Consider the following 26,611-nt stretch of genomic DNA (forward strand, 5'->3'; position numbering starts at 1 on the left):
ATGCACCACTGCGACGCTTTCGGTCATCACTTTTTTGCACATCTGCCACGCAAGTTGCGCACCATGGTGGTGCATTTCGATTTATTTTTAATCACTCTGTGTCATGTGCTCAGCTTATTAACTCTTAAGAGGTAATCAGAAAGGCTTATTTTCCGTGCCGTTAGGAATATTCTGGCACTGCTTTTTCACGCTCCGAATAAACCTGGCCTGCATATTGCAACTTCATGAACACAAGCCAGCAGGCTGAGACACCCAAACGGGTTATTCGGGGATTGACGGAGGCAATATGAATTTAAGACGACTGAAGTACTTTGTAAAAATCGTCGATATCGGCAGCCTGACTCAGGCAGCAGAAGTGCTGCACATCGCGCAGCCTGCGCTTAGCCAGCAAGTTGCGACGCTGGAAAACGAACTCGATCAGCAGTTACTGATTCGCACCAAACGTGGCGTAACACCAACCGAGGCGGGCAAAATTCTTTATGCTCATGCTCGTACGATTCTGCGCCAGTGTGAACAGGCGCAAACGGCTGTCATCAACGCGGGCCAGGCGTTAAATGGTCAGGTATCAATTGGTCTGGCACCGGGCACCGCCGCTTCTTCGTTGACGATGCCGCTGCTGCAAACGGTGCGGGAACAATTCCCGGATGTACTGGTGTATCTGCATGAGAATAGCGGCACCTCTTTAAATGAAAAAGTGATGAACGGTCAGTTGGATATGGCAGTGCTGTATGACCGTGCGCCGACAGCCGGCATTAACAGCATTCCATTGATGAAAGAAGAGTTGTATCTGGTCGGTGCGACCGCATGCCCGGGCGCTACCGTTGATCTCGCCGACGTGGCGCAGATGAATTTGTTCCTGCCGCGTGACTACAGCGCGGTGCGCAAACGTGTTGATGAAGCATTCTCGCTGCGTCGTCTGAGCGCAAAAATCATCGGTGAAATCGAGTCAATCTCAACCCTGACTGCCGCGGTTTCCAGCGGTATGGGTGTGACCGTTCTGCCGGAATCAGCGGCTCGCGCCCTGGTGAGTTCAACTCACGCGTGGATGGCACGTATTAACAGCCCATCGCTGAATCTGCCGCTCTCGCTGAATATCTCTGCGCGCTTGCCACTGTCACCTTCCGCGCAGGCAGTGAAAAACATCCTGCTGTCACTGCTGAATAAGCCGATGACGGAAGAGCGCGAGTTGATGCTGGTCGGTTAATCCCTTCTTCTTTACCCCAGCTATCTACGGCTGGGGTAACCCCTTCACGCTTTAACACCCGCAAACGCGTCGAGATAAATCACCCTCCTTATTACTATTCCGCATAACACACCGTTTTTTATTATTTCCTGCAATGACACCAACTTCATAACATGGACGAAACAGGGCAGGGAACAGGAGAAAAGGGTGTGAATTTCCAGCAACTTAAAATTATACGTGAAGCTGCACGTTGCGAATTCAACCTGACAGAAGTGGCGAACACGCTGTTTACCTCACAATCCGGGGTTAGCCGCCATATTCGTGATTTGGAAGATGAACTCGGCGTCGAGATCTTCATTCGTCGCGGCAAGCGATTGCTGGGCATGACGGAACCGGGCAAGGCGCTGTTAACCATTGCTGAACGCATTCTTGATGAAGCAGGCAAAGTGCGTCGCCTGGCGGATGTGTTTACCAATGAAACCAGCGGCGTGCTAACGATTGCTACCACGCATACGCAGGCCCGCTATAGTCTGCCGCGTGTGATCAAAGCATTCCGACAGCTCTATCCTAATGTTCGACTTGAACTCAATCAGGGTTCACCGCAGGAAATTGTGGCCATGCTGTTGGCGGGTGAAGCTGATATTGGTATTGCTTCCGAGCAACTGGTGAACAACAGCAGCCTTGCGGCTTTCCCGTGGTTTAGCTGGCACCACTCGTTATTGGTGCCGCACGACCATGAACTGTTACAGCATCAGCCGATCACGCTGGCTAGCCTGAGTCGCCATCCCTTGATTACCTATCGTCAGGGGATCACGGGTCGCTCGCGTGTTGACCGTGCGTTCCAGGCGGCGGGACTTAAGCCGGATATCGTGCTCAGCGCGCAGGACTCCGACGTGGTGAAAACCTATGTTGAGTTGGGACTCGGCGTTGGCATCCTGGCTGATCAGGCGTGCGACATTTATGAAGGTGAAGATTTGGTGAAAATCGACACCCATCATCTGTTCGATGCCAACACCGTATGGCTGGGATTGAAGCGCGGCCAGTTACAGCGCAATTATGTCTGGCAGTTCCTGGAACTGTGTAACGCCAATCTGTCGCTGGAAGAGATCAAGCGTCAGGCGCTTTCCTATGAAACGGAATCTGAACCCGCTATCGATTTCCAGATTTGATGCAGTGGTCGTCATAAATGGCGACCACACATTTCCTACAGGGTGCGCATTCCTGCGCGCCTGGCCTCAAACCGCAGCGTAATCAATGATGCATTCATGCGCACCTGGCAACAAACCTCACCGTAATCAATGACGCATTTATGCACAGCATAAAATTTCTTTTGGCACGCTAAAACACATCCTGGCCCGGTTTCCACCCCTTAGAAAAACATCCTGCACTGCTGCGCCACGTTACAGTGAAATGAACAGGATAAAGGGGATGAAAATGTCGCGGATTCAACTAAAAGATGCAGAACTGTTACGCCAGCAGGCGTTGTTTGGCGGGCGCTGGCAGGACGCGCACGCCGGGGCCACGCTGCCGGTGATCGATCCCTCCACTCAACAACAGATTGCCACCATTCCGGCACTGGGTGCGGCGGAAACCGAGCAGGCGATAGATTATGCCGAGTCGGTGCGTGCCAGCTGGGGCAAGACCCCGAACGCGTCACGCGCGGCACTGCTGGATAAATGGCATCAGCTGATTCTCGACAATGCTGACGATTTGGCGATTATCATGACCGCCGAGCAGGGCAAACCGCTGGCAGAGGCCAAAGGTGAGGTGTTATACGGCGCCAGCTTTGTGAAGTGGTTCGCTGAAGAAGCGCGCCGCATCTATGGCGATACCATTCCGGCGCCGAGTGAAGATCGTCGTATTTTAGTATTGAAGCAGCCGGTGGGCGTGGCAGCAGCCATCACGCCTTGGAACTTCCCGATTGCGATGATCACCCGCAAAGTGGCACCCGCGCTGGCCGCCGGTTGCCCGATCATCGTCAAACCTTCTGAACTGACGCCACTTTCGGCCCTGGCACTGGCGGTGCTGGCTGAGCGGGCGGGCTTCCCCTCTGGCGTACTCCAGGTGCTCACTGGTTTACCTACCGAGATCGGCAGCACGCTGACTGCCAGCCGTACGGTGCGCAAAATCTCCTTTACCGGATCCACGCGCGTCGGCCAACTGCTGATGCAACAAAGTGCCGACAGCATTAAACGCCTTAGCCTGGAACTGGGCGGAAATGCGCCACTGATTGTGTTTGATGATGCCGATCTGGATATCACCATTCCCGGCGTGATGGCGAGTAAGTTCCGCAATGCCGGGCAGACCTGCGTCTGCGCCAACCGTATTCTGGTACAACGCGGCATCTATGAGCGCTTCAGCGAGAAATTGCTTGAAGCCGTTGCCACGCTCAAAGTGGGCGACGGCTTTGCACCGGGAAGCACCATCGGGCCATTGATTAACGAACGCGCCGTCGAAAAGGTGAATAGCCATATCGATGATGCGCTTCGTCAGGGGGCGACGTTATTACGTGGCGGCATCAGTACACCTAACGGCACTTTTGTTGAGCCGACCATACTGGGCAATGTCACCAGTAGTATGCGTATCGCACATGAAGAAACCTTTGGCCCCGTGGCACCGCTGTTCGTCTTCGATAGCGAAGAAGAGGCGATTCAAATGGCGAATGACACGCCGTACGGATTGGGCGCTTATTTCTTTACCGAGAATATACGTCGTGCCTGGCGCGTGGCGGAATCATTAGAGTTTGGCATGGTCGGTTTTAATACCGGTGCGATTTCATTAGATGCCGCGCCTTTTGGCGGAATTAAATTATCCGGATTAGGGCGCGAAGGCTCGCGTTACGGAATTGAAGAGTACTTAGAGCAGAAAACGTTTCATATTGGCAGTTTATAAATATCTGTCACCCTTAATGGTGACACCACAGTAGGGTGCGCATTATACGCACTGGATTTAAAACAGCGTCGGTCACCTTAGGTGATCGGCGCTGTTTTGTTTTGTGCGCTATGTCATGCTTTTCTCACCAGTCACCGTTTTAGTGCAAGTTTCATGCGAGCTGCACCGCCGCGATGCACGAATTTTGTGAAGTAAATCATCTGTTTATTCCTTCGGCAAATCCGCAAGTTTTCCCTCTTCAATACGGCAGAAAATTTTTCTGGGCTGTTTTTTACGCATTTTTATTTTTTACTGGGCTGGCATACTTTCTGCATTAGCTTATTAACGTGACAGATAAATGTTGTGCAAATCGTTAATTGGCGCACATGTGATGGGTGTAACAAATAAGGAATTTTCCATGTTAAGTTTCGACCCTGAAAAAGTTTCTCTCCCGATTGGCCATTATATTGGTGGCCAGCATGTTTCCACCCAGGGCGCGCGTTTTGCCGTAAAAAGACCATCTGATGGCAAAGTCTATGCCGAGCTGAGCGAAGCGCAGGCCAGCGATGTTGATAGGGCTGTCACCCTGGCGCATGAAGCGCTGAAAACCAGTGGCTGGCGCAGCTGCCCACCGCGTCAACGTGGCAAAGTGTTACGCCGTTGGGCGGATCTGATTGAAAGCGATCCGTTACTGGCTCAGCTCGAAGCGCTGGGGTCGACGCGGCCGATCAGCGATGTGGTACAGCATGAGATTCCGTTTACCGCAGAGGCCATCCGTTTCTACGCTGAGTGCGCAGACAAATACAGTGGCGATCTGTTCCCGACGCAGGAAAGCAGCCTCGGCATGCTGATTTCGGAGCCATACGGCGTGATTGGCGCGATTACACCGTGGAATTTCCCGCTGTCGATGGCCTCGTGGAAATGCGGTCCTGCACTGGCAGCGGGTAATGCCGTGGTGCTGAAACCTTCGGAGCTGACACCTTTCTCTACCGTACGCATGGCGGAACTGGCGGTGCAGGCCGGTTTACCGGCGGGCATTCTAAATATTGTGCAGGGCAGTGGTGCAGTGACCGGCAGCGCGCTGGTCACCCATCCGCTGGTACGCAAAGTCTCGTTCACCGGTTCCACGGTGACGGGTGCACGCATCATGAGTGACGCAGCACAGCATGGCATGAAGCCTGTCACGCTGGAGTTAGGTGGCAAAAGCCCACAGCTGGTGTTCGATGATGCGGGCGATATCGATGTCCTGGCACAGCGCATCCTGCGCGGCTTCACCGCCAACGGTGGACAGGCATGCGTCGCGGGTACTCGCTTGATTGTGCAACGTGGTATCGCTCAACCGCTGCTGGATCGCCTGGTGGCGCTATGCCAGCAGCCGCAGCCGGGTGTCACCTGGCAAGACAGCAGCCGTTATGCGCCGCTGATCGATGAGCGCCAGGGCAACAAGGTGGCATCGGTGATCGCCGAAGCCAAAGCGCAGGGCGCAGAAGTGTTAGTGGGCGGCGAACGTTTTGCGGACACCGACGAAGGCTGGTTCTGGCAGCCGACCTTACTGTGCGGCGTGGCGGCAGATAACCCGGCGGTGCAGCAGGAGATCTTCGGCCCGGTGCTGACCGTGCAGGAGTTCGATAGCGAAGAAGAGGGCTTAGCATTGGCGGCGCACGAAACCTATGGCTTGTGCGCCGGTGTGCACACGCTAAGCCTGCCACGCGCCATGCGGGCGATGCGTGCTATCGAATCCGGCACTGTATGGATCAACCGCTACGGTCGCTCCGGTGATTTCATTATTCCTACTGGAGGCTTTCTTGGCTCCGGTATTGGCAAGGATCTGGGTCGTCAGGCGTTTCAGGCCTGCCAGCGCCAGAAGAGTGTATTAATCGATTTCTAAATTCACGTATCAGACAACGACGAGGTCGCGTCATGGCACTGTTTAAACCGAAATTCATCACCTTTGATTGCTACGGCACCCTGATTAACTTTGACATGGCAGGAGCGGCAGAGCGCTGCTTCAAAGATCGGGTGTCAGCCCAAGAGATGCTGGCCTTCACCACCGATTTCGCCATCTATCGCCGCGATGAAGTGCTGGGGGCGTGGAAACCTTACTACGACGTCGTCAGCGATGCGTTGGAGCGCACCTGTAAAAAATGGGGCGTGCAGTGGAGCAAAGCCGATAGCGACTTTATCTACACCGATTGCGCCACCTGGGGGCCGCACCCAGACGTGCCAGCTGGACTCGCCAAAGTGGCGAAAGCGTTCCCACTGGTGCTGCTCACCAACTCAATGAACGATTTGATTCCCCATCACGTGCCGCGTCTTGGTGCACCGATCCACATGACCATCACCGCAGAAGAAGTGGGTGCGTACAAGCCGCAGATGAAAGGCTTCGAGTACATGCTGGACAAGCTGAATTGCGGTCCCGAAGAGATCCTGCATGTTTCGTCGAGCCTGCGCTATGACCTGATGACCTGCTACGACATGGGCATCAAAAACAAAGTATGGGTCAACCGGGGTCACGATCCGGCCAACCCAGCTTATGAATACACCGAGATTAAAGATATCGGCGGTCTGCCCGCTGTGGTTGGACTCTAAGCCCGGAGGCGGCGATGAAACTCGAATCATTCTGGCAAGCCACGGCACCGGAATTTACTGGCGCAGCGAGTGGCGCACTGCCGTCGGTTGCTGACGTGGTGGTGATTGGCGGCGGATTTACCGGCATCTCAACCGCGCTGAATCTCGCACGACAGGGTATCAACGTGGTGGTGCTGGAAAGTGGCAACGTGATGAGTCAGGCCTCCGCACGTAACGGTGGACACTGTAATACCGGCGTATCGCAAAACTTTGCTTCGCTGGTAGCCAGCCAGGGGATCGAGCAAGCCAGTCGCTTCTATCGGGCTTTTGATGACGCCGTGAGTTATGTCCAGCAACTGGTGCGGGAAGAGCAGATTGAATGTGATTTTCGCCTGTGCGGAAAGCTCAAGCTCGCCAGCAAAGCGTCGCATTTCCCCGGACTGCGCAGTGCATGGCAACTGATGCGTGACACAGTTGACCCGGAAATCGAGTTGATCAGTAAAGATGAGATTCGCCGTGAAGTGGGCAGCGATGCCTTTCACGGTGGCTTATTGCAAAAACGCGGTGGCCAGATGCATATGGGCAAGTTCGGCATTGGTCTCGCCAATGCCGCCGCTCGCGCGGGAGCGAAGATCTTTCCCCATCACGCGGTGACCGGCTTGACGCGCCTGGATGGCTACCGTCATCGCGTCACCACCGCCCAGGGCGAGATCATCGCGGATAAAGTCATGATGGCCACCGGCGTATCGAATGAAGGGCCGTTCCCGTGGTTCCAGCGCCGTATCGTGCCGGTGGGCAGCTTTATCGTCGTCACTGAACCACTGGGTGATGCGCTGATTGAACAAGTGCTGCCTAAAGATCGCACCTATGTCACCTCGCTGAATATCGGCAACTACTTCCGCACCACTGCCGATCGTCGCCTGGTGTTTGGGGGGCGCGCACGTTTTGCCGTCAGCAATCCAACCTCGGATTCGCGCAGTGGCGACGTGTTACGTGCGGCGATGACCGCACTGTTCCCACAATTCGGCCAATCGCGCATCGATTACTGCTGGGGCGGCATGGTGGATATGACGTCCGATCGCCTGCCGCATGCGGGTGAGCACGATGGTGTGTTCTATTCACTGGGCTACAGCGGCCACGGCACACAGATGTCGGTATGGATGGGGCGGGTGATGGCCGATTTACTGGCAGAAAAGCGTAACGAAAACCCCTGGCAGCGCGACTCATGGCCTGCACTGCCCGGTTACCACGGGAAACCCTGGTTTTTGCCTCTCGCGGGGCTGTATTACAAGGCTAAGGATCGGCTCTCCTGATCGTTAATTCGGTGCGCATCAATGTGCACTCTACGATGGGATTCTTCAGGTCGCTATTGATGCGCGCCAGGGGGATGCTTTCGAGGGGGACGCATAAATGCACATCCTAAGGTGTCATTGATTTGGCATTCATGCGGACGCTATCCGGTTTGGTAGGGGCCACATTAATGGCGATCTGATTGACGCTCGATTATCAAAACAAACCACTTTTCATATTGAGGGTGTGCAGATGAGTAAATTCGATAAAGAGTCTGACGCTGTAAATCCGGCCCTGACACGTATGCTGACTGAGGGATCCCTGTCACGTCGTGGCCTGATGAAGTTGTTGTCTGCGGGTGCAGTCATGAGCAGCGGCTTGATAGGTTTTCCGCAGATGAGCTTTGCGGCTGAAACACCGGTGAAAGGCGGCAAGATGCGCGCAGCCATGTCCAACGCCTCCGCTACTGACACACTCGATCCTGCCAAAGGCAACAACAGTGGTGACTATACCCGCCAGTTTATGATCTACAGCGGCCTGACCGAACTCGACCAAAAGTTGGCGATTCAACCGGGGCTGGCGGAGTCCGTGGAGTCTTCGGATGGTGTCACCTGGCACATTAAATTGCGCAAAGGGGTCACGTTCCACGACGGTAAACCTCTCACCGCGAAAGACGTCATTTACTCACTCAGCCGCCACAAAGATCCCGCCGTGGCTTCCAATGCCTTTAAGCTGGCCGATCAGTTCAAAACCTTCACGGCGGTGAACGATAACGAAGTCACTCTTGAGCTGAGCAGCGCCAACTTTGACGTGCCTTATATGCTCGCCAGTGCCCCATTCCTGATTGTGCAGGATGGCACCAAAGACTTCAGTAAGGGTATTGGCACGGGGCCGTTCAAATTGAAAGAGTTCACGCCGGGCGTACGCTCTGTTGGCGTGAAGAACCCAAACTACTACAAGCCCGGCCTGCCTCATCTCGACGAAATCGAACTGCTGGGCGTCACCGATCAGGCGGCACGCGTCAATGCGCTAATGTCGGGTGACTTGCATATCGTTTCGACCCTGAGCGCAGCCGACAGTAATCGTTTGAAAGCCACGCAAGACTTCGCCGTGCTGGAGAGCAAGGCGGGGATGTACACCAACCTGATTATCCGCACCGACATGAAGCCGGGCAGCAGCGAGGATTTCGTGCTGGCGATGAAATATCTGCAGCCGCGTGACATCGTGCTGAAAACCGTGCTGCAAGGCTACGGTGATATCAGTAACGACACCCCCGTGCCGCCGTGGCATCCGCTGTTTAACGCCGATCTCAAACCGCGTCCGCTGGATGCCGAAAAGGCCAAATTCCATATCGAGAAAGCCGGTATGAAGGGCGCAACGGTAGAGATCATCACCACGCCAAACATCGAAGGTGCGGTGGAAGGGGGTCAGTTAATCCAGCAGGTGGCGCGTAACACCGGGCTGAACGTTAAGGTGCGTCGCGTGCCGTATGACGGCTACTGGTCAACACACTGGACCAAGGACCCGGTGGGTTATGGCTCGATCAACCCGCGCCCAACGCTGGATATGCTGTTCTCACAGTTCTATATGTCGAGCGCCGCCAACAACGAATCGGGCTGGAAGAACGATCAGTTTGACCAGCTGGTGGTCGCCGCACGCGGTGAGCGCGATCAGGGCAAGCGCAAGCAGATGTATGGCGATATGCAGAAGCTGATCTATGACCACTGCGGCACCATCATCCCCACCTTTATCAGTACCCTCGACGGGTACAGTAAAAAAGTGGGCGGTGTTGAAGCCTGGCCAAGCGGCATGATGATGGGTTACCGCTTCCATGAGTTCGCCTGGCTGAAAGCCTAATCCGTCATCCGTCAGAGGAGAACGCCGATGAACCGATACATGTTGTTTCTGATTGCCCGGCGCGCAGGTGCGGGCATCCTGACCTTGCTTATCGTCTCGGCGGTGGTGTTTTTTATCACCAGCCTGCTGCCCGGCGATGCCGCGCAGATGATCCTGGGGCAAAACGCCACGCCGGAAACGGTGGCGGCGTTACGCCAGCAGCTGGGTCTCGACCAGCCGTTATTGATGCGCTACTTCAGCTGGCTCGGTGGAATGTTGCAGGGTGATTTTGGTACCTCGTTTGCCAGTCATTTGCCAGTGACGCAACTGGTGGGGCAGCGTATTCCTGCCACGCTGGAACTGGCAGGCATCACTACGGTGATCTGCGTCCCTCTGGCGCTGGTGATCGGCATTCTGGCCGCTATGAATCGTGGTTCAGCGCTGGATCGTTTCCTGGTGATCGCCACCATGGCGACAGTGGCCGTACCGGAGTTTCTGGTGGCCACCGTGGCGGTGTTGATCTTCGCGGTCAAACTGCATTGGGTCTCGGCAATGTCGTTTGGCAGCCCCGATATGGATCTCGTTAGTTATTTGAAAGCCTATGCACTGCCGGTACTGACGTTGTGCTGCGTATTAGTGGCGCAGATGGCACGGATGACGCGTTCGGCGATCATTAATCAGCTCGACAGCCCGTATCTTGAGATGGCGTTGCTGAAAGGGGTCTCGCCGCTGCGTGCCGTGTTGCGTCATGCGCTGCCGAATGCGGTGGGACCGATTGCCAACGCCATTTCGCTCAGCCTGTCTTACTTGTTTGGTGGCGTGATCATTATTGAGTCGATCTTCAGCTACCCCGGTCTCGCCAGTGCGCTGGTGGATGCCGTGAGTAATCGCGATCTGCCAGTGGTGCAGCTGTGCGTGATGATGTTCGCCGCCTGTTATCTGGTGCTGCTGCTGATTGCTGACATCCTGACTATCGCCTTTAACCCAAAATGGAGGAGCTGATGAATAGCTTGCTGCTTCCTGTACGAATTTTTCAGTCGCTGTCGATCTCCGGTCGCATTGGCCTGGCAATCTCTCTGTTTTGGGTACTGATGGCGCTGTTCGGCAATCAACTGGCGCCGCATAGTGTAGAGGATATCGGTGGTGGCCCGATGCTAGGAGGGATGACCGCTGACAACCTGCTGGGCACCGATTATCTCGGTCGCGATATCCTCAGCCGCATCTTATACGGTGCGAAGTTCTCCATTGGTCTGGCGTTGACCGCTGCGCTGGGTGCCAGTCTAATCGGCACCTTGCTGGCGCTGCTGGCCGCCGTTGCAGGACGTTGGCTCGAAGAGTTGCTGGGCCGCATCAACGATGCCATGTTGGTACTGCCAGGCAAAGTGCTGTCGCTGATGATTGTGGCGGTATTCGGTTCGTCGCTGCCGATGCTGATTCTGACAGCCATCTTCACCTACTGGCCCGGTGCGTTCCGTATCGCGTTCGCTATGGCCAGCAGTTTGCGCAATATGGATTATGTCCGTGCTTCACGACTGCGTGGCGAAAGCCGCTGGTACGTGGCTATCCATGACATTCTGCCGAATATGGTGCATCCGATGCTCACCGATTTTGGCCTGCGTTTTGTCTATATCGTGCTGTTACTCAGCGGCTTGAGCTTCCTGGGCTTAGGCGTGCAACCACCTTATGCTGATTGGGGCACGCTGGTACGTGAAAATCTACAAGGCCTGTTTAACGGTTCGCCTGCGGTATTGATGCCGGCAGTGGCCATTGCCAGTTTAACCATCGGCGCCAACCTGTTTATTGACAGCCTGCAACAGATGCGTCCTCTGACGCTGGCGAAGGAGGGAGCATGAACGTGACACCCCATACAGCCATGCCCGTGATCTCCGTTGAAAACCTGCGTGTCACCGCCGAGACGGATAAGGGCGAAGAGATCGATCTGGTTTCTGATATCCGTTTTACCGTACAAAAAGGCGAAGTGTTGGCGCTGATCGGTGAGTCCGGTTCGGGTAAAACCACCATCGCCATGGCGCTGATGGGCTATGCGCGCCACGGCTGTCGCATCGCCGAGGGCAACATTCATCTGGCGGGCACCGACGTGCGTAGTCTGTCGCTCGGCCAGCTGCGCGAATTTCGCGGCAACAAAGTGGCCTACATCGCCCAAAGTGCGGCCGCCTCTTTCAACCCCGGTATGCGCATTCTCGATCAGGTGATCGAACCGGTGGTGATCCACGGCACCATGAAGCGCAAAGCCGCCAAAGAGAAGGCGATTGCGCTGTTTCGTGAGCTGGCACTGCCGAATCCTGACACTATTGGCGATCGTTTTCCGCATCAGGTTTCGGGCGGCCAGCTACAACGCCTGATGACCGCGATGGCGCTGATCGGCGATCCGGATGTGGTGATCCTCGATGAGCCGACCACGGCACTGGACGTCACCACTCAGGTTGAAGTACTGAAAGCCTTTCGCCGTGTGGTGGCACAGCGCGGTGTGACCGCGATTTACGTCAGTCACGATCTGGCGGTGGTGGCGCAGATGGCGGACCGTATTCTGGTGCTGCTGCGCGGCAAAATGGCCGAGTACGGCACCACTGAGCGGCTGATTGGCGCACCGCAAGCCGAATATACCCAACTGCTGATGGACGCGGCGCGACAGAAAGAGCGTGAGAGCAGCTGGAGTTGTGCAGAAGCCGACGCGCAACCGTTAATGGAAGTGCGCGATCTCAGCGCCGGTTATGGCCCGCGTGACAGTGAGGGCAAACCGAAAACGCTGATTCTGGAAGATATCAATCTCAAGCTGTGGAAAGGGCAAGCGATTGGCATTATCGGCGAGTCGGGTTCCGGTAAAACCACGCTGGCGCATGCGATTGCCGGGCTCAATGCGCCCAGCCACGGCCATATTCTGTTTAACGGTCACTATATCAACGGTGACATGCACAAGCGTCCCGACAATGAACTGCGCCGTATTCAGTACGTGTTCCAGATGGCGGATACGGCGCTCAATCCCGCGCACAGCGTTGAGCGTATTCTTTCACGTCCGCTGACGCTGTTCCATGAACTGAAAGGGCTCGAACTGCAGCGCCGTCTGTATCAACTGCTGGATCTGGTGAAACTGCCGCGCACCGTGTTGTGGCGTCGCCCCTGGGCGCTGTCGGGCGGACAGAAGCAGCGCGTGAATCTGGCGCGTGCACTGGCGGCGGAGCCGGATCTGATTCTGTGTGATGAAGTCACCTCGGCACTGGATACCGTGGTCGCGGCGGCGGTGCTGGATCTGATCAGTGAGCTACGCCGTGAGTTAGGGCTGTCAGTGTTGTTTATCAGTCACGACATGCACGCGGTTCGCGCCGTATGCGACGACATCGTGGTGATGAAATCCGGTCGCATCGTGACGCAGATTTCCCGTGCTGATTATGATAAACCCACCAGTGAGCTTTATTTTGAACGCCTGAAGCGAGCCGTACCGGAACTGCGTCAAGGCTGGCTGGACGAGCACGAAGAAGTGCTGAAAGCGGAATAGAGATGGTGCAAGCCAGCGCAAATGCGTGCCCACCCTGTGGCAGTCGCGCAAAGAATTTGTCAGGTGGCCATTTATGGCGACCTCAAACCAGGAGCAGCAAATGATCACATTACGCGCCATGACGCAGGATGATATTGAACATGGCTATGCCATCACCCAACAGCTTAAGTGGCCGCATCGCCGTGAAGACTGGCAGCAGGCGCTGGCGCTGGGTGAGGGCGTGGTGGCGGAAGAGCAGGGGCAGTTTGTCGGCAGCGCCTTCGGTTGGCGCTGGGGTGACAGCGCGGCAACCATTGGTCTGGTGGTGGTGAATCCAGCATGTCAGGGGCGGGGAATTGGTAAGCAGTTGATGCTGGCGGTGATGGAGAAATTCCCGGATTGCGTGATTCGCCTGCATGCTACCGAAATGGGCCAGGGGCTATACGAGAAACTGGGTTTTGTGGTGAAAGGCACCATTCAGCAGCACCAGACGCGTGAGCTGGCAGCGGTGCCCGCCGTCAACATCCCGACGGGGTTAACGTTGCGCAATGCTCTGGCCGATGACGTTGAATTGCTCACTGAGTTGGATCATCAGGCGCACGGCATGTGGCGCCCACAACTGATACAAACGCTGGTTGCCGATCACCAGACCGTGTTACTGCAAGATCCGCAGCAGCAGGTACAGGGTTTTGCCAGCCTGCGCCGTTTTGGGCATGGCTGGGCGATTGGCCCGGTGATTGCGCGCCATGTTGATGTCGCGCAGGCGCTGGTGGCCGCGCTGATGCAAGGGCTGGGTGGTGAGTTTGTCCGCATCGACACCGACAGCGCACTGCCACTGGCAAACTGGCTGGAGAGTTTAGGGCTGGTCAAGGTTGACGCGCCCACCACCATGTATCGGGGAACGCCTTGGTCACCGCAAGCCGGTGAGATGCAGGCGTTTGGGTTGATGACCCAGGCGATGGCGTGATGCATATCGTCTATAAATCGGAAGCCACGCGTGGAGCACACTGGCAGCGCTGGCTGGCTGAACATGCACCGGATGTGCAGCTGCATATCTGGCCGGATGTGGGTGACGCAGAACAGGTTGAACTGCTGGTGGCCTGGCAACCGCCAGAAGATGTCATGGCGACCTTCCCTAATCTCAAAGCGCTACTGTCGGTGGGCGCGGGGGCCGATCAGTTCGATCTCAGCCAACTGCCGCCCGATTTGCCGGTGGTGCGCATGATCGAACCCGGCCTGACGCAAGGCATGGTGGAGTACGTCACTTTTGCCGTGCTGGGGTTGCATCGTGATATGCCGCGCTATTTCCAGCAACAGCGCGCAGCAACGTGGCAAACGCACCCGATTCGCACCGCCAATCAGCGGCGGGTGGGCGTCATGGGCTTAGGCGAACTCGGCCAGGCATCTTTGCAGCAGCTGGTGTCATTAGGGTTTGAGTGTGCTGGCTGGAGCCGGACACCGCGTGAACTCGAGGGCGTGCGCTGCTGGCATGGCGCTGAGCAATTGGCTGAGTTTCTGGCACACAGCGACATTCTGGTGTGTTTGCTGCCGTTGACTGACAACACGCGCGGTTTACTCAACTCTGAGCTGTTTGCGCAGTTACCTGCTGGAGCCGCACTGGTACAGGTGGGGCGTGGCCCGCAGTTAAATCATGACGATCTGCTCACGTCGCTGGCCAGCGGACAATTGAGCGCAGCCGTGCTCGATGTGACCGATCCCGAACCTTTACCGCCAGAGCATCCTTTTTGGCAGCATCCGGCGATCTGGCTCACACCGCACATTGCCAGCCAGACGCAAACCGACAGCGCGGTGGCTGCGCTGCTCGATAATCTGCGCCGCTATCAACGTGGCGAACCCATGGTCGGCCTTATCGATCGTAACCGGGGATACTGATATGCAACTGGATCAATTAGTCGCTCTGCGACGGGATCTGCACGTCCATCCCGAACTGGGCTATCAGGAAACGCGCACCAGCGACATCGTGGCGCAGGTGCTGCAAGAGCACGGCATTGAGGTGCATCGCGGCCTGGGTAAAACCGGCGTGGTCGGTGTGCTGAAACGTGGAAATAGCCCGCGCATGATAGGTCTGCGCGCGGACATGGATGCGCTGCCGATGCAGGATAACGGCACCCAGCCGTGGAAAAGTGTGCATGACAATGTCTGTCACGCTTGCGGTCACGATGGTCACACGGTGATGCTGCTGGGCGCGGCTATCCAGTTGGCTCAGCAGGGCGATTTTGACGGCACGCTGGTGTTTATCTTCCAGCCAGCGGAAGAAGGTTTAGCCGGCGCGAAAGCGATGATCGATGACGGCCTGTTCCAGCAATTTCCTTGCGATGCGGTATTTGCCCTGCATAACTGGCCTGAACTGCCTCTGGGCGAAGTGCAGACCCGGCCGGGTGCCATCATGGCGGCGGCGGACCGTTTTGATATCACGGTAAAGGGCGGTGGCGGTCATGCGGCACAGCCACACCTGACGCGTGACACCTTGCTGGCCACCAGTGAATTGGTGGTGCAACTCAATACGCTGGTGGCGCGCGCACTTGACCCGTGCGAGCCGGGTTTGCTGACGGTGACGCGCATGCAGGGCGGTTTCTCACACAACATGATTCCGGCGGAAGCCAGTATCACCGGCACGGTACGTACGTTCAGCCCGGCAGCGCAGGACATCATTGAAAGCCGTCTGCGTGAAATGGCGCAACATGTCACGGCGGCGCACGGTCTGCAGGCAGAGGTGAGCTATCTGCGTTATTACCCGGCCACGGTCAATCATGCGGGTGCTGCACAACTGGCGCTGGATGCCCTGCGTGAGGCGGACATGCCTGCTGAACAAGCCAGACAGCCTGCTCTCACCTCGGAAGATTTTGCCTTTATGTTGCAGGCCAGAGCGGGGGCTTATCTGTGGATCGGATCGGCACCCAGCCAGCCGTTGCACCATTCCTCTTACGACTTCAACGATGCGCTGATCCCGCACGGTATTCAGACTTTGACGGCCATCGCCCGCCACGCGCTGCGTGCAGAATTTCCCCGCTGATTGGCAGAAGATTTTGAAACGAAATGCCGCTGCTTTGCTGATTACGGCAGCGTGAGAAACCAACGGGTTGCGATACTTGAGCCAACCGAACGTTACGTGGATGAGGATTTTGAAAATGCAGAATGTCATGGCGGAGCAGCAAACGTATAGCGATAACGGCCTGTTACTGGATGCACGTGAACAGAACGTGCCGCGTGGTGTGGTCACCGCGCATCCGTTGGTGATTGAGCGGGCAAAAGGCAGTGAAGTGTGGGATGTCGAGGGCAATCGCTATCTCGATTTTGTCGGCGGGATTGGGGTGCTTAATGTGGGCCATAACCATCCGGCAGTAGTGAATGCGGTGACAAAACAGCTTGGGCTGGTGTCACACGCCTGTTTCCAGGTCGTTGCCTACCCGGGCTATATCGAACTGGCGCAGCGCCTGAATGCGCTGGTCGGCAAAGGTGAAGATTTCAAAAGCGTGTTCTTCACCAGCGGGGCGGAAGCGGTAGAAAATGCGGTGAAAATTGCCCGTGCGCACACCAACCGCAGCGGCATTATCGCGTTTGAGGGTGCCTTCCATGGGCGTACGTTGCTAGGCTGTACCCTGACGGGGATGAGCCAGCCGTATAAACAGAACTTCGGCCCGTTCGCCTCAGAGGTGTATCGCCTGCCTTATCCTAATGCCTTCCATGGCGTCAGCGATGATGACTGCCTGCAAGCGCTGGAACAGTTGTTCGCCGTGCAGATCCTGCCGGAGCGTGTGGCAGCAATCATCATCGAGCCTGTTCAGGGCGACGGTGGCTTCCTGCCAGCGGGTGCGAACTTTATGCAAGCGCTGCGTCGCATTACCGAAAAACACGGCATCGTGCTGATTCTCGATGAAGTGCAGACCGGATTTGGTCGCACCGGTACGCTGTTTGCCTTCGAGCAACTGGGCATTACACCGGATCTGGTGACCGTGGCGAAGAGTCTGGGGGGCGGTCTGCCGATTTCCGGCGTAGTCGGCAAAGCAGCCATCATGGATGCGCCATTGCCGGGCGGTCTTGGCGGCACCTATGGCGGTAACGCGCTGGGCTGTGCGGCGGCGCTGGCGGTGCTGGACCTGCTGGAAAACGACAATCTGCTGGCGCGCAGCAATCAGCTGGGTGAACAGCTGAATGCACGTCTGCAACAGCTGGCGGAGAAATATGCCTGCATTGGTGAAGTACGTGGCGTGGGCTTTATGCAGGCGGTGGAGATCATCGACTTCGAAACCAAACGTCCTGACGCTGCGATGACGCAGAAAATCCTCGACTGCGCCTGTCAGGAAGGCCTGCTGTTGATCAAGTGTGGCCTGCATCGCAACGTGGTGCGCTTCCTCGCGCCACTGGTGACCACAGATTCTCAGCTGGAAGAAGCGTTACATATCTTTGATATTGCGCTGGCCCGCGCCAGTGGTCGCCTGGGATAAATCCGGCTTCCTCATTGATATCTCTGGAATTATTGACTCGACCAATGAATGACGTGGCGTGCGGAAGTCGCTAGCGCCGTCACGTCAAAGCGTGATATACCATCGTATCAGCCTGCGCGATTGGTCAACAATGAGGGGTGCTATGAACGGCTTAATGAAACTCGACCGCATCGACATCAACATCCTGGTGCAACTACAAAAAGATGGCCGTATCAGCAACGTCAATCTCGCCGACGCCGTAGGACTTTCGCCCAGCCCTTGTTTGCAACGGGTGAAGCGCCTGGAGCAGGCTGGATTTATTACCGGCTATGAAGCCCACATCAATCTGACCAAAATTACCGATTCCGTTACGGTGTTCACCGAGGTCACGCTCTCGGGCCATCGACGCGAAGATTTTATGAAATTCGAAAATTCGGTTCGCGACGTGGATGAGCTGATGGAGTGCCATCTGATTACCGGCGGCTACGACTATTTGCTGCGCTTTATTACCCGCAGCATCGAGCACTACCAGGAAGTGATTGAGAAGATGCTGGACGCACAAATCGGCATCGATAAGTACTTCAGCTATATCGTGATTAAATCCCCGATTATGAAAAGCACCGTTCCATTGCGATCGCTGATTGCTAAGCATAATTCTGTGGATTTTAGTGTGTAATTGACCCCATCCTGACCTTCTCCCAGACAGGGAGAAGGTATTGTTTCCACTCCGCTATTCGCCCCTGAACCTCCGAACGCATCTGCCACAGCATAAAATTTCTTCTCTGCCGTAAATTCCCTTTATCTTTACTGTTCCGGTCGTGGCTTCACGCGCGTCCTGTGCCTGCATATCCGTACACTCAATTTATCGCTTTACAAGGAGTTGCCATGACCGCTTTAACCCTTGCCGATCATCAATGGCAGCGCGACGAGTTCACCATCTCTACCGATCGCCAGCGCCTTGATATGGATTACATCCACCAGCAATTGACTGAGAAGTCTTACTGGGCCAACGCGCAGCCACGCGCCAAAACCGAGCGCGCTTTTGCCGGTTCGTTGCCATTTGGTGTTTACCATCAGCAACAGCAGATTGGCTTCGCGCGACTGGTGACGGATTACACCCGATTTGGCTGGCTGTGCGATGTGATGATCGATGAAAACTGGCGAGGCCACGGCCTGGGCAGCTGGCTGGCGACCTGTGTGCGTGCGCACCCGGAGCTGGCCACGGTGCACCGCTGGATGCTCTCTACTAATGATGCCCATCAGCTGTATCAGCGCCTTGGCTGGCGTGTGGTGCAGGATCCGCAAAAACTGATGGAATTTCCTCTCTCCTGATAACGGAGCTTGCTCACCATGGGTTACCGCGTTGGCGTTGATATTGGCGGATCCTTTACGGATTTTGCCGTGCTGAATGAACAGACTCATCAGATTCATACCTTAAAAGTCCTGTCGCGACCGGATCAGCCCGGCAGCGAAATCCTCACCGGGCTGTCGCAGTTGCAGCAGCGTGACGGGATTGAACCCCAGCATATTGACTATTTTACCCACGGCACCACCGTGGGCATCAACGCGGTCATCCAGCGACGTGGCGTGCGGCTGGCGCTGTTTGCCACCGAAGGATTTTGTGATGTGCTGGAGCTGGCGCGTCTCAAAATTCCTCATATTCACGATCTCTTTTCGCGACGTCCGGCACCGTTGATTACCCGCGATCGGGTGTTTGCCATCAAAGAGCGAACGGACCGCCACGGCACCGTGTTGCAGCCAGTGGATCGGCAAAGTGTGCTGGATGCCATTGATCAGGCGCGTGCGGCGGGTTGTCAGGGCATTGTGGTGTCGCTGTTACACAGTTATCGCAATCGCCACAACGAAGCAGCAGTCAAAGCCATTATCGACGAGGTGGCGCCTGAACTGCTCACCTCTTGCTCCGCCGACATCTGGCCGATCATTCGCGAATATGAACGGACTATCACCGCCACCATTAATGCCTATGTGCAGCCGATGGTGATTCACTACCTGGAATCGTTTGAACAGGCGTTGCACACCATGGGCGTTAAGCCGCCGCCGCGTATCACCAAATCCAATGGTGGGGTGATGGGCGTGGAGCAGGCGAAAAGTGAATGTGTGCAGATGGTGTTGTCCGGCACGGCTTCAGGCGTGATCGGTGCCAGCTTCCTTGCCAGCGCTTGTGGTTTCGACAAGATCCTGAGTCTTGATATTGGCGGCACCAGCGCGGACGTGGCGGTGATCGTCGATGGGCAAGTGGCGCAGGGCAACGGTGAAATCATCGGTGATTTCCCGATTTATATTCCGTCAGTGGCAGTCACCTCGGTGGGGCAGGGTGGCGGCTCGCTGGCGTGGATCGATAACCAGGGCGTGCTGCAGATGGGCCCGGATAGCGCCGGATCGCTGCCCGGGCCGGTGTGTTTCCAGCGTGGAGGGACGCAACCGACGGCGACCGATGCTTTTGCCGCCTGTGGCATGATCGGTCATGGCGATCTCGGTTACAACGCGGTGAAAGTCGATGTTGCTGCTGCACGTGCTGCCTGGCAACCGCTGGCAGATCAACTGGGTATCACGGTGGAAGAGGCGGCGGAAACCGCCATCGAGCTGGCGATCTCCAGTATGTACGGTGATACCAGCGGATTGCTGTCGCGTTTTGGGTTAGATCCGCGTGAATTTTGGTTCCTCGCCTTTGGCGGCGCGGGCCCGATGATGGGGTGTTTCCTCGCCCGCGAACTCAATATGAAAGGGGTGATCGTGCCGCCTACACCGGGCGTGCTGTCAGCGCTAGGAGGGTTGGTGGCGGATATCCGCAATGATTTTATCCGCACGCTTTATAGCGATCTGGACGCGACGCTGGCGGATGCACTGGCAACGGAAGCGGAAGGCCTGAGCCAACGCGCACGCGGCTGGCTGTGCGAGCAACACGGCACTGATATGCCATTCACCTTGCACTACAGCGCTGATATACGCTATCGCGGTCAGTCGTTTGAGATCGAAGTCGCGCTACAGCCAGAGTGGCTGGCGCAGGCCAACGTGGCGGCCTTGCACGAGGCCTTTGACCGCCAGCATCAGCTGCTATTTGGTCACTGTGATGCCAATGCACCCGTGCAGATTATCAATCTGCGTTTAGTGATCGCCTCGCCCACACCGAAGCCAACGCTCAACATCTTACCCGACGCGACCGGGCCCGTTGCCGTTGCGAAACGTGTCAGTGCCTGGATTGATGGCGCATCGCATCAGGTGGATGTGGTGGTGCGTGCCAGTCTGCGGGCCGGGCATCATCTCAACGGACCGGTGATCATCGCACAAGATGACTGTACCACCTGTGTTCCACCGCAGATGCAGGTGGATGTCGATACCTTTGGCAACTTGCTGATTACGCCTGCGGAGGCAAACTAATATGGCCATTAACGGACGTAACCTGCAAATTCTCGCGAACTATTGTGCCGCTGCGGCAGATGCGATGGCATTTACGCTGATGCGCACCGCGCACTCCACTTTCGTTAAAGAGACCGAAGATTTTTCCTGTCAGATTGTCAGCCGTGACGGCATGGCGTTCGCTTCGCCACGCAGCTTTGGCGCGCCCTGGTACAGCGGCATCGATTACGGCCCGGTGCTGGCGTTAATCGATCATTACGAAGAGGGCGATATCTGCATCACCAATGATTCGTATGCGGGCAATGTGGCCACCCACTCGCCGGATATCCACATCTGGAAGCCGGTGTTCCATAACGGTGAAATTGTCTGTTTTGTGGTGGGTCATATTCACAACACCGACGTGGGCGGTGCGGTGCCGGCTTCGCTGTCGCGCTCGCTGACCGATATCGTGCAGGAGGGCATTCGCATTCCGCCACTTAAGATTGTGCGCAACGGTGAGTTGAATGAAGAAGTCGCCAGCATTATGCGCCTCAACGTGCGTGTACCAGAGCAAAACTGGGGGGATTTCAAAGCGCAGATTGCCTCGGTAAACGTGGGCGAGCGTAAGATCCATGACATCATCGCGCGTTTCGGTATTGAGGATTTCCTGCAGGGTATTGAAGGCATTCTGGACTACGCCGAAGCGCAGGCGCGCAGCATTATCGCCACCATTCCGGATGGTGAATACTTCTATGCTGACTTTGCCGACGAAGATGGTGAAGGCGGCTATCCGTGCCGCGTGGCGATCACGCTGCGCATTAGCGGCGACACGCTGGAACTGGATTACACCGGCAGCGATCCGCAGCTGGCCTCCTCGCTGAATATGCCCACCGGTGGCCGTGAACGGCATCCGCTGGCGCTGGTGGGCGTCACTTATGTGCTCTCAACGCTGGATCGCCATCTGCTGCTTAATGCGGGCACCTTACGCCCGACGCGCGCCATCCTGCCGCCGGGCACCGTAATGAACTGTGAAGCGCCCGCAGCGGTAGGCATGCGTTCGCTGACCTGTGCGCTGTCGCAGATTGCCACCATCGGCGTGTTCTCCCAGGCATTGCCCGATCGCTTACCGGCAAACTCACCCGGCGGCAACTCAATCATGAATATCCGTACCAGCGATAGTCAGAACCGCAGCGTCGTGGCCTCGCTAGGACCTGTCGGCGGTGGCGCGGGCGGAACGCCACGTCATGATGGCCCGGATGGTTCTGGCGGGTTATCGGCGTTTCTGAAAAACACGCCTATTGAGATCAACGAGGCAGAAGTCCCCATCCATTTCCATCGCTATGGGCTGGCGGCGGACAGTGCCGGTGCCGGGCGCTATCGCGGCGGTCTGGCCACGGAGATGGCGTTTGAAATTACCGCGCCCAACACCACGGTAACGGCGCGCAATCGCAACCGGTCAGTGTTCGCCTCGGCTGGCGTGCTAGGCGGTGAGTCAGGGGCATTGTCGCACTTCCGCACGCTGCGCAACGGCAAGGTCATTGAACACGGCAACACCGATGTCATTCGTTGCCAGCCAGGCGATATCGTTGAGGTACGCGGTCCGGGCGCGGGAGGGTATGGCCTGCCGGTGGAGCGCGAGCCGGCGGCGGTGCTGCAGGATGTGCGCTGCGGATTTGTTTCAGTGCAAGTGGCACGTAATAGCTATGGCGTGGCGATCATCAATGATGAGGTGGATGAGGTCACCACTGCGCGTTTACGCGCTGAGATGCAGCGCGAAGCCCGGCAGCATTTTGATCACGGCCCGACACGCACGGCATTTGAACAGCAGTGGACACCGGCGCGCTATGCGTTGCTCACCGCGTTTCTGGCAGAAGCGCCGGTCAGCTGGCGCCACTTCCTGAAGCAACAGGTGTTTGACGCCGTGGCGGCGGAGGCACAACCCGTTGCACTTAAGCCAGCCATAGCAGATACACAACCGGCAGCACTTGACGCGCAGATGCAGGCTATCTTTCAAAATCTGCAACAGCGCTATCCGGCGATGATGAACCGGTCGCACTAAGCGCTAATATTCAGCTTCAGGCTTTGCCATAGTCTTTTGTTGCCCGATGACGGTTCATCGGGCGCACTTAAGAGGATGTCACTATGGCTTCAGCAAACACCCCCGTTTGGTTTATTTCTGGCTGTTCAACCGGCTTTGGCCGGGAGCTGGCGCAGCAGACCATTGCGCGCGGCTTTCACACCGTGGTGACCGCGCGTGACCCGGAGAAAGTGCAGGATTTGGTGGCGGGGCATGACAATGCACTTGCGGTGGCACTGGATGTGACCGATCAGAGCAGTATCGATCGCGCGGTTCACGCGGCGCTGGAGAAATTCGGTGCCATTGATGTGCTGGTCAACAATGCGGGTTACGGCTATCAGAGTTCAGTCGAAGAGGGTGATGATCGCGAGATCCGTGATCAATTCGATGCCAACGTCTTTGGCCTGTTTGCCTTAACGCGTGCGGTATTACCGGCGATGCGCAAACAGCGTCGTGGACACGTCATCAATATCACCTCAGTGGCCGGATTCATTGGTTTTGCCAGCTCAGGCTACTACTCGGCCAGCAAACACGCCGTGGAGGGCTGGTCTGATTCACTGGCGGTTGAAGCGGCACCTTTGGGCATTCATGTTACCTGTGTTGAACCGGGGCCATTCCGCACCGACTGGGCGGGGCGTTCGCTGCATCAGACGCCGAGCACCTTACCGGAGTATGCCGACACGGCGGCAGCGCGCATGAAAGCCACGTCTGAATACAGCGGCACCCAAGCCGGCGATCCGGCACGCGCGGCCACGGCGATGATTGCCATCACCGAACATGACAATCCTCCGCGCCATTTGGTGATGGGCGCATGGGGTTATGAGGCGGTGACCAATAAGTTGAAAGAGCGCCTGGCGCAGATCGAAGACTGGAAACAGACGTCGATTGATACAGATTTTCCGTCATAACCCTGGTGCAGGGTAGATCGCGCCGCCACCGCTAACCGGATTAAACGCGAGCGGCGCGGTTTTGACGTCAATGCCCGTAGGGCGGAACACTCTCCTCCCGCTGGGCATTTATATCATCTTTTCAATCTCTTCAAACGGTACGGCCTGGCTGAACAGATATCCCTGCAGCTGATTACATCCCGCATCGGCCAGTGCCATTTTCTGGCCTTCGGTTTCGACCCCTTCAGCGGTCACCGTTAAGCCCATAGCGTGACCCAGACGCACCACGGATTCAACGATTGCCGCAGAATTTTGCGCCACGCCCAGTGATTGGGTGAAGGAGCGATCAATCTTAATTTTGTCGACCGGGAACGTGCTGAGATAGTTGAGGCTGGAATAACCGGTGCCAAAATCATCCAGCGCAATCCGGAAACCGGCCTCACGCAGCGCGATGATGTTATTACGCGCTTCGTGCTCATCCTCAATCAATACGCCTTCGGTGATCTCCAGTTCCAGATGATGCGGATTGGCGCCTTCTTCACGCACAATTTCAACGATGCGCTCCACAAAGCCACTGGCGCGGAACTGCACGGGAGAAACGTTGACCGCCACAATCACCTGCGGCATTTTCAGTGAGGTTTTACAGGCTTCACGTAATACCCATTCGCCCAGCGGAATGATCATCCCGGTCTCTTCGGCGATGGCGATAAAGTCACCCGGCGAGACATCACCACGTACCGGATGCTGCCAGCGCAGCAGGGCTTCTAATCCCACCACACGCTGTCCGCTGATCTCCATCAGGGGTTGATACCACACGCGCAGGCCATCGAAATTCACCAGCGCCTGACGTAAATCCGTCGCCATCTGCTGGCGGGTGCGCAGCGATTCATCCATCACTTTTTCGAACTGGCGATACTGGCCGCGGCCACTGTTTTTCGCCTCATAGAGCGCGATGTCCGCTTTACGCATCAGCTCCATGCGGTCAATGCCATCTTTAGGGGCCAGCGCCAGCCCGATGCTAACCCCAACCCAGACTTCGCTGCCTTGCAGCTCATAGGCTTCACTCAGCTCACTGATAATGCGTTTTGCCAATGCCTGCACCTGACCGATGTTATCGACGTCCGGCATCATCACAATAAATTCATCCCCACCGATGCGTCCTACGGTATCGCTGGCACGCAAGATGTGCGTGAGGCGGCGCGCCACCTCAATGATCAACTCATCGCCCGCATGATGACCATAGGTATCATTGATGTTTTTAAAGCGATCGAGATCAAGCAACAGCAGCGCCACACGCTGATCGTGCCGGGCGGATGCCGCCAGCGCCTGGGTCAGCCGATCTTCCACCAGCGCCCGATTCGGCAACCCGGTCAGCACATCGTGAAAAGCCAGATGCTGCGCTTGCGCTTCACTGGCACCGAGCTTAAGCAAAGATTGCGACAGATTGAGAGAGGAGGTCCAGATGCGTCTGACCATAAACAGGCAGAGCAGGGTAATCAGCAGCACGGATAACAGTGTTGAAGGGCCGAGCATGCGCAACATCTGCGCACCGGGTTTATCCGGTAGCCAGCTCAGGTAACCCACGGCATCGCCTTGCTGTGAATTCAGTTGGTAGAGTGCATCTGTTCCGGGCTGCGGCGCGCCATCGCTAAAATGCAGCTGCTGCAGCTGGCTGCGATCCGCCAGATTACGTAAATAGCCATCATCGAGGAATTTGATACTCACTAATCGATAGCGGCCTGCTTCACGGGTGCTGCTGATATCGCCAACGGCCAGGGCCGCGGCACGTTGCCCAATGCGCACGAAATCGGCGCGATCGCTGGGACCCGCCACCTCATCGCTGCTCACCACGAGCGGACTGGCCAGCATGTCTTTAAGGTATTGCCCTACGCTGTCACTGGATACGCGTTTACCCTCACGCCAGACCGCCAGTGGCTGATTGTTACGATCCATCAGCAGAATCAACTGGTGGTCAAACATGTCATAAAGCCAGCCGCCGATATTTTGATCTAACCAGTTCTGATCCGGCACGCCCAACGCCAATTGGTCAGCGAGAGGCGACCAGCGAGTCAAACTGCGCAACTGACGCAAATGTTCATTCAAACTTTGGCTAAAGGAGGCCTCAATCATGCGTTGCTGTTGATCGCGAGCCTGTTCATTGCTCAGCGAGGTGCCCCAGAACAAGCCAACACCTGCTCCGGCAAAGGTTAAAACTAAAATCGCCACCAAAGGCAAAATCACTTCCCGAACGAAATTGCGTCTGAATCCATCTGACAGTTTGATTGTATTAATCATTTTAAGGTTCGCGTGACAAGGAGGGCTCATCAATAACGTTAGCAGACTTTACGCAAGCTTCACCCAGTAAGGAAAGCGATAAAGCGGTGAAAATAAGCGATAATTTTTTGAACACTGTCACAAAGGCAACAGTTAAAAATTTTTTATTAAAACCGCAGCCGTTTCGCTTCGATCCTGCTGCCCTATAGCAAATTCATCCTTGCGTCACTGAGCCGTCACGGCGCTGTCATCTGGCTCGCGCACTGTAGTCGCCATCCCGCAGCAACCTTCGCTGCGTTCCTCAACCTGTAGCGAATGAGGTATTGAACG

General features: G+C 56.4%; 20 protein-coding genes. 19 read left to right on the plus strand and 1 reads right to left on the minus strand.

Annotation, left to right across the window (positions count from 1 at the left end; translation table 11 throughout):
* The first annotated feature begins 286 nt into the window (after positions 1-286).
* The 19 genes from nac to CRO33_RS01525 all read left to right on the plus strand — a co-directional run bounded on the left by nac (position 287) and on the right by CRO33_RS01525 (position 24,028).
* A complete protein-coding gene (gene nac / locus CRO33_RS01435) occupies positions 287-1,204 on the plus strand; it encodes a nitrogen assimilation transcriptional regulator NAC (protein ID WP_034824624.1) in 918 nt (305 codons plus the stop codon).
* A 188-nt stretch (positions 1,205-1,392) separates the two neighbouring features.
* Positions 1,393-2,352: an HTH-type transcriptional regulator Cbl gene (gene cbl, locus CRO33_RS01440; protein WP_045832269.1), complete on the plus strand. Its 960-nt coding sequence runs from the start codon at positions 1,393-1,395 to the stop codon at positions 2,350-2,352.
* Positions 2,353-2,617: 265 nt separating this feature from the next.
* Entirely contained in the window at positions 2,618-4,075 is a 1,458-nt protein-coding gene (locus tag CRO33_RS01445; RefSeq protein WP_097117243.1) for an NAD-dependent succinate-semialdehyde dehydrogenase, read from the plus strand.
* A 397-nt stretch (positions 4,076-4,472) separates the two neighbouring features.
* A complete protein-coding gene (locus tag CRO33_RS01450; RefSeq protein WP_034824619.1) occupies positions 4,473-5,942 on the plus strand; it encodes an aldehyde dehydrogenase family protein in 1,470 nt (489 codons plus the stop codon).
* A 32-nt stretch (positions 5,943-5,974) separates the two neighbouring features.
* On the plus strand, positions 5,975-6,643 hold the full coding sequence (locus CRO33_RS01455; RefSeq protein WP_097116702.1) for a haloacid dehalogenase type II: 669 nt from the start codon (positions 5,975-5,977) through the stop codon (positions 6,641-6,643).
* A gap of 14 nt (positions 6,644-6,657) precedes the next feature.
* Positions 6,658-7,935: an NAD(P)/FAD-dependent oxidoreductase gene (locus tag CRO33_RS01460; protein ID WP_097116703.1), complete on the plus strand. Its 1,278-nt coding sequence runs from the start codon at positions 6,658-6,660 to the stop codon at positions 7,933-7,935.
* Positions 7,936-8,164: 229 nt separating this feature from the next.
* Positions 8,165-9,769: an ABC transporter substrate-binding protein gene (locus CRO33_RS01465; RefSeq protein ID WP_097116704.1), complete on the plus strand. Its 1,605-nt coding sequence runs from the start codon at positions 8,165-8,167 to the stop codon at positions 9,767-9,769.
* A 27-nt stretch (positions 9,770-9,796) separates the two neighbouring features.
* The gene (locus CRO33_RS01470) at positions 9,797-10,750 is read left to right on the plus strand and encodes an ABC transporter permease (protein WP_034824611.1); all 954 of its coding nucleotides are present in this window, start codon (positions 9,797-9,799) and stop codon (positions 10,748-10,750) included.
* On the plus strand, positions 10,750-11,601 hold the full coding sequence (locus CRO33_RS01475) for an ABC transporter permease (protein WP_058962118.1): 852 nt from the start codon (positions 10,750-10,752) through the stop codon (positions 11,599-11,601). Before CRO33_RS01470 ends, CRO33_RS01475 begins: the two co-directional genes overlap by 1 nt.
* The gene (locus CRO33_RS01480) at positions 11,598-13,262 is read left to right on the plus strand and encodes an ABC transporter ATP-binding protein (protein ID WP_097116705.1); all 1,665 of its coding nucleotides are present in this window, start codon (positions 11,598-11,600) and stop codon (positions 13,260-13,262) included. The genes CRO33_RS01475 and CRO33_RS01480 overlap by 4 nt, the downstream gene beginning before the upstream one ends.
* A 100-nt stretch (positions 13,263-13,362) precedes the next feature.
* Positions 13,363-14,208, plus strand: coding sequence for a GNAT family N-acetyltransferase (locus CRO33_RS01485; RefSeq protein WP_097117244.1), 846 nt, complete (start codon positions 13,363-13,365; stop codon positions 14,206-14,208).
* Positions 14,208-15,134: a 2-hydroxyacid dehydrogenase gene (locus CRO33_RS01490; protein WP_097116706.1), complete on the plus strand. Its 927-nt coding sequence runs from the start codon at positions 14,208-14,210 to the stop codon at positions 15,132-15,134. The genes CRO33_RS01485 and CRO33_RS01490 overlap by 1 nt, the downstream gene beginning before the upstream one ends.
* 7 nt (positions 15,135-15,141) lie before the next feature.
* A complete protein-coding gene (locus CRO33_RS01495) occupies positions 15,142-16,275 on the plus strand; it encodes a M20 aminoacylase family protein (protein WP_176505728.1) in 1,134 nt (377 codons plus the stop codon).
* A 115-nt stretch (positions 16,276-16,390) separates the two neighbouring features.
* Positions 16,391-17,707 (plus strand): 4-aminobutyrate--2-oxoglutarate transaminase, encoded by a 1,317-nt coding sequence (gene gabT, locus CRO33_RS01500; RefSeq protein WP_097116708.1) that lies wholly within the window; start codon positions 16,391-16,393, stop codon positions 17,705-17,707.
* Positions 17,708-17,849: 142 nt separating this feature from the next.
* Positions 17,850-18,362, plus strand: a complete 513-nt coding sequence (locus CRO33_RS01505; RefSeq protein WP_034824599.1) for an Lrp/AsnC family transcriptional regulator — start codon at positions 17,850-17,852, stop codon at positions 18,360-18,362.
* Between the two features lie 209 nt (positions 18,363-18,571).
* Positions 18,572-19,018, plus strand: coding sequence for a GNAT family N-acetyltransferase (locus CRO33_RS01510; protein WP_034824597.1), 447 nt, complete (start codon positions 18,572-18,574; stop codon positions 19,016-19,018).
* Between the two features lie 18 nt (positions 19,019-19,036).
* Positions 19,037-21,085, plus strand: coding sequence for a hydantoinase/oxoprolinase family protein (locus CRO33_RS01515; RefSeq protein WP_097116709.1), 2,049 nt, complete (start codon positions 19,037-19,039; stop codon positions 21,083-21,085).
* Position 21,086: 1 nt separating this feature from the next.
* Positions 21,087-23,102: a hydantoinase B/oxoprolinase family protein gene (locus CRO33_RS01520; RefSeq protein WP_097116710.1), complete on the plus strand. Its 2,016-nt coding sequence runs from the start codon at positions 21,087-21,089 to the stop codon at positions 23,100-23,102.
* An 83-nt stretch (positions 23,103-23,185) separates the two neighbouring features.
* A complete protein-coding gene (locus CRO33_RS01525) occupies positions 23,186-24,028 on the plus strand; it encodes an oxidoreductase (protein ID WP_097116711.1) in 843 nt (280 codons plus the stop codon).
* A gap of 108 nt (positions 24,029-24,136) precedes the next feature.
* Here CRO33_RS01525 and CRO33_RS01530 read toward each other — a convergent pair whose 3' ends face one another.
* Positions 24,137-26,302 (minus strand): putative bifunctional diguanylate cyclase/phosphodiesterase, encoded by a 2,166-nt coding sequence (locus tag CRO33_RS01530; protein WP_097116712.1) that lies wholly within the window; start codon positions 26,300-26,302, stop codon positions 24,137-24,139.
* Between the last annotated feature and the right edge of the window lie 309 nt (positions 26,303-26,611).

The sequence above is a fragment of the Pantoea sp. GL120224-02 genome, from assembly GCF_900215395.1.
In the GTDB taxonomy this organism is placed as follows: domain Bacteria; phylum Pseudomonadota; class Gammaproteobacteria; order Enterobacterales; family Enterobacteriaceae; genus Pantoea; species Pantoea communis.

Coding starts and splice junctions, on each gene's coding strand:
- CRO33_RS01460 (WP_097116703.1), top strand. CDS start 6,658: ATGAAACTCGAATCATTCTGGCAAGCCACGGCACCGGAATTTACTGGC.
- CRO33_RS01530 (WP_097116712.1), bottom strand. CDS start 26,302: ATGATTAATACAATCAAACTGTCAGATGGATTCAGACGCAATTTCGTT.
- CRO33_RS01465 (WP_097116704.1), top strand. CDS start 8,165: ATGAGTAAATTCGATAAAGAGTCTGACGCTGTAAATCCGGCCCTGACA.
- CRO33_RS01450 (WP_034824619.1), top strand. CDS start 4,473: ATGTTAAGTTTCGACCCTGAAAAAGTTTCTCTCCCGATTGGCCATTAT.
- CRO33_RS01515 (WP_097116709.1), top strand. CDS start 19,037: ATGGGTTACCGCGTTGGCGTTGATATTGGCGGATCCTTTACGGATTTT.
- nac (WP_034824624.1), top strand. CDS start 287: ATGAATTTAAGACGACTGAAGTACTTTGTAAAAATCGTCGATATCGGC.
- CRO33_RS01485 (WP_097117244.1), top strand. CDS start 13,363: ATGATCACATTACGCGCCATGACGCAGGATGATATTGAACATGGCTAT.
- CRO33_RS01525 (WP_097116711.1), top strand. CDS start 23,186: ATGGCTTCAGCAAACACCCCCGTTTGGTTTATTTCTGGCTGTTCAACC.
- CRO33_RS01520 (WP_097116710.1), top strand. CDS start 21,087: ATGGCCATTAACGGACGTAACCTGCAAATTCTCGCGAACTATTGTGCC.
- CRO33_RS01505 (WP_034824599.1), top strand. CDS start 17,850: ATGAACGGCTTAATGAAACTCGACCGCATCGACATCAACATCCTGGTG.
- CRO33_RS01510 (WP_034824597.1), top strand. CDS start 18,572: ATGACCGCTTTAACCCTTGCCGATCATCAATGGCAGCGCGACGAGTTC.
- CRO33_RS01445 (WP_097117243.1), top strand. CDS start 2,618: ATGTCGCGGATTCAACTAAAAGATGCAGAACTGTTACGCCAGCAGGCG.
- gabT (WP_097116708.1), top strand. CDS start 16,391: ATGCAGAATGTCATGGCGGAGCAGCAAACGTATAGCGATAACGGCCTG.
- CRO33_RS01490 (WP_097116706.1), top strand. CDS start 14,208: ATGCATATCGTCTATAAATCGGAAGCCACGCGTGGAGCACACTGGCAG.
- CRO33_RS01455 (WP_097116702.1), top strand. CDS start 5,975: ATGGCACTGTTTAAACCGAAATTCATCACCTTTGATTGCTACGGCACC.
- CRO33_RS01470 (WP_034824611.1), top strand. CDS start 9,797: ATGAACCGATACATGTTGTTTCTGATTGCCCGGCGCGCAGGTGCGGGC.
- CRO33_RS01480 (WP_097116705.1), top strand. CDS start 11,598: ATGAACGTGACACCCCATACAGCCATGCCCGTGATCTCCGTTGAAAAC.
- CRO33_RS01475 (WP_058962118.1), top strand. CDS start 10,750: ATGAATAGCTTGCTGCTTCCTGTACGAATTTTTCAGTCGCTGTCGATC.